The sequence below is a fragment of the Jatrophihabitans sp. genome, assembly GCF_036389215.1.
GTDB lineage: Bacteria > Actinomycetota > Actinomycetes > Mycobacteriales > Jatrophihabitantaceae > Jatrophihabitans_A.
The window spans coordinates 1-3,327 of the sequence record NZ_DASVQG010000360.1 but is presented as its reverse complement, the minus strand read 5'-3'; the positions used below and the strand labels follow the sequence as shown (position 1 = coordinate 3,327).

Annotated in this window: 3 protein-coding genes; all 3 read left to right on the top strand. The window is 69.8% G+C overall.

Annotated features, from left to right (window positions below):
• The first annotated feature begins 152 nt into the window (after positions 1 to 152).
• On the top strand, positions 153 to 1,250 hold the full coding sequence (secF, locus tag VF542_RS20740) for a protein translocase subunit SecF (RefSeq protein WP_408653598.1): 1,098 nt from the start codon (positions 153 to 155) through the stop codon (positions 1,248 to 1,250).
• Positions 1,247 to 1,792 (top strand): adenine phosphoribosyltransferase, encoded by a 546-nt coding sequence (locus tag VF542_RS20735; protein ID WP_408653597.1) that lies wholly within the window; start codon positions 1,247 to 1,249, stop codon positions 1,790 to 1,792. Before secF ends, VF542_RS20735 begins: the two co-directional genes overlap by 4 nt.
• 380 nt (positions 1,793 to 2,172) lie before the next feature.
• On the top strand, positions 2,173 to 3,327 hold a 1,155-nt coding region (locus VF542_RS20730; protein ID WP_408653599.1), incomplete at its 3' end, for an HD domain-containing protein.

The following is a 3,327-nucleotide window of genomic DNA, read 5'->3' as shown; positions in this document are numbered from 1 at the left end:
GACCGGCCGGCGGTCGGTGCCGGCACGAGCCGGCCCGCCGTGCCGTCGGGTGCGGCCAAGCCCACCCCGGGTGGTACGGCGGCCGAGCGTGCCGCCGCCCGCCGGGGCCTGCAACGACAAGCCGATGACCAGGGCGGACGGGACAACACCTGATGAGCGTCTTCACCCAGCTCTACCGCGGCGAGACCCGGTTCGACTTCATCGGCACCCGCCGGCGCTGGTACCTCGCCTCGCTGGTGCTGCTTTCCATCTGCGTGCTCAGCATGGTGTTCCGGGGCTTCAACGTGGGGATCGACTTCAAGGGCGGCACCCAGTTCCAGGTCCAGGCGGCCAACACCTCGATCACTCCGAAGCAGGTCGAGGAGGCGATGGCCGCGACCGGCCACCCGTCGGAGAGCGCGGCACAGCAGGTCGGTTCCGGTGCCACCCGGCAGATCATCATCAAGACCAAGGAACTGAAGCTGGACGAGCAGTCCGACGTCCAGCGCAAGCTTGCCGCGGCGCTGAAGGTGGATCCCAACAAGGGCATCTCGGTGGACTCGGTGTCCTCCAGCTGGGGTGGTGAGATCACCAAGAAGGCGATCCAGGGACTGCTGGTCTTCCTGCTGGTGGTGTTCGCCTACATCACGCTGCGGTTCGAGGTGAAGATGGCTGTGGGGGCCATGGTTGCCCTGCTGCACGACCTGGTCGTGGCGGCCGGCATCTACTCCATCGTCGGCTTCGAGTTGACCCCGTCCACCATCGTCGGCCTGCTGACCATTCTCGGTTTCTCGCTGTACGACACCGTGGTGGTGTTCGACAAGGTCGCCGAGAACACCAAGGACCTGCTGGCGACCGGGCGCGAGACGTACGCCTCGGCCGCGAACCGGGCGGTCAACCAGACCCTGATGCGCTCGATCAACACCTCGCTGATCTCGCTGCTGCCGGTCGCCGGGCTGCTGTTCGTCGGGGCCGGAATCCTCGGGGTGGGCACCATCAAGGACCTCGCGCTGATCCTGTTCATCGGGCTGGCTGTCGGGGCGTACTCGTCGCTGTTCCTGGCCACGCCGGTGGTGGTAGACCTCAAGGAGCGCGAGCCGCAGTACAAGGGGCTGGCCAAGCGGGTCCAGGCCCGGCGCTCGTCGGCGCGGGTGACCGCCGAGCCGGCCGTGGTCGGTGCCCCCGCTCCGGTCGTCCGGCGGGGCACGCCGGCACCGGCGCCCAAGCCCGGTGCCCGGCCGGCGAGCCGGCCGGCGCGCAAGCGTCCATGAGTCTGCCTACCAGCGGTAACCCGGCGATCAGCGAGGTCATCTCCAGCCGGTTGCGGGATGTGCAGGACTTTCCGCAGCCGGGGGTGCTGTTCAAGGACATCATGCCGCTGCTGGCCGACGCCGCCGCCTTCGGCGCGTGCATCGACGAGTTCGCCAAGCTCAGCGCCACGCGCGAGGCCGAGCTGATCGCCGGTGTCGAGGCCCGTGGCTTCGTGGTGGCCGCGGCGCTGGCCCGGGCGGTCGATGCCGGCGTGGTGCCGGTGCGCAAGGCGGGGAAGCTTCCGCCTCCGACGGTCAGCGCCCGCTACGAACTCGAGTACGGCAGCGCCGAGATCGAGGTCCCGGTGGGGGTGCTGGAAGGCAAGCGGGTGTACGTGGTGGACGACGTGCTGGCCACCGGCGGCACCCTGGCGGCATCGCTGGACCTGCTGGCCCGGGCCGGTGCGGTGGTCACCGGGGTCGGGGTGCTCATCGAGCTGGAGTTCCTGGGTGGCCGGGCACGGCTGGCCGGTCACGAGCTGACCGCCCTGCTGCGGCTCTGACCTGCACGAGTGCTGCCCTGAGAAACGGGCGAGTGTCGCCCTGACCGCACGAGTGCTGCCCTGAGAAACGGGCGAAACACGGCTGCGGGCCCTGAGAATCGGGCCACAAAGTTGGGCACCGTGCAGACCCTGATCCCTCAACCAGGCCCGGACGGGCCTAGACTCGACCTGGTAACGATTACGTTCCAGTCCTTGGAGGCCCTGCCCTGACCACCGAGGCGACAGACCCGCGGGCCACCGGCAAGCCGGCGGCCGAGTCGGGTGTGCCCGCCCCGGCACCGGCCAGGGACGCCTCGGTCGCAACCAGGGATGGCGACCAGTCCGTTGCCGTGACCACCTCGGGCCCGGCCCAGCCGTCGGCCAAGGCTGATACCGCCGGCATGGCAGCCCCGGCGACCCGTGCCAGCCATCGCGCCGGTACCGCGGCCACCGGCCGGGACGCGACGCCCACCAGCACATCGCCGCCCACCAGCACATCGCGGCCCCCCAGCGCATCACCGGCACCCTCCACGGGCACCAGCACGCCGGCAGCGCGGGTCACTCCGGTGCCAGCCACCCGTCCGGTGCTGAACGAACCGGTCACCGCGTCGCCGGCCGAGGTGGCCAACGGTGCCCATCGCCGCCGGGTGCGGGACCGGATCGCGCGCCGGCTGGTCACCACGCCCCGCCAGAGTGCGGTCAAGCCGGTCCTGGAACCGTTGCTGGCAGTGCACCGGGCCGCCCATCCCAAGGTGGACGCCCGGCTGCTGCAGCGCGGCTACGACCTGGCCGAGGAATGCCATCGCGGCCAGCTGCGCAAGTCCGGTGACGCCTACATCACCCATCCGCTTGCGGTGGCCACCATCCTGGCCGAGCTCGGCATGGACACCATCACCCTGGTCGCGGCCCTGCTGCACGACACCGTCGAAGACACCGGAATGACCATCCCGGCGCTGACCGCGGAGTTCGGCCCCGAGGTGGCCCACCTGGTCGAGGGCGTCACCAAGCTGGACAGGGTCAAGTACGGCGAGGCGGCCGAGGCCGAGACGATCCGCAAGATGATCGTGGCGATGGCACGCGATCCGCGGGTGCTGGTGATCAAGCTGGCCGACCGGTTGCACAACATGCGGACGCTGCGGTTCCTGCCGCCGGCCAAGCAGGAGCGCAAGGCCCGCGAGACGCTGGAGGTGCTCGCCCCGCTGGCGCACCGGCTGGGCATGAACACCGTCAAGTGGGAACTGGAAGACCTCGCGTTCGCCACCCTCTACCCCAAGCGGTACGACGAGATCGTCCGGCTGGTCGCTGACCGGGCGCCGCAGCGCGACGTCTACCTCAACGACGTCATCGAACGGGTCAACGGCGACCTCAAGGCCGGCAGCATCAAGGCGCACGTCTACGGCCGTCCCAAGCACTACTACTCGATCTATCAGAAGATGATCGTCCGCGGCCGCGATTTCACGGACATCTACGATCTCGTCGGCATTCGCATTCTCGTGGACACCGTCCGGGACTGCTACGCCGCGCTCGGCACGGTCCACGCCCGTTGGAACCCGGTT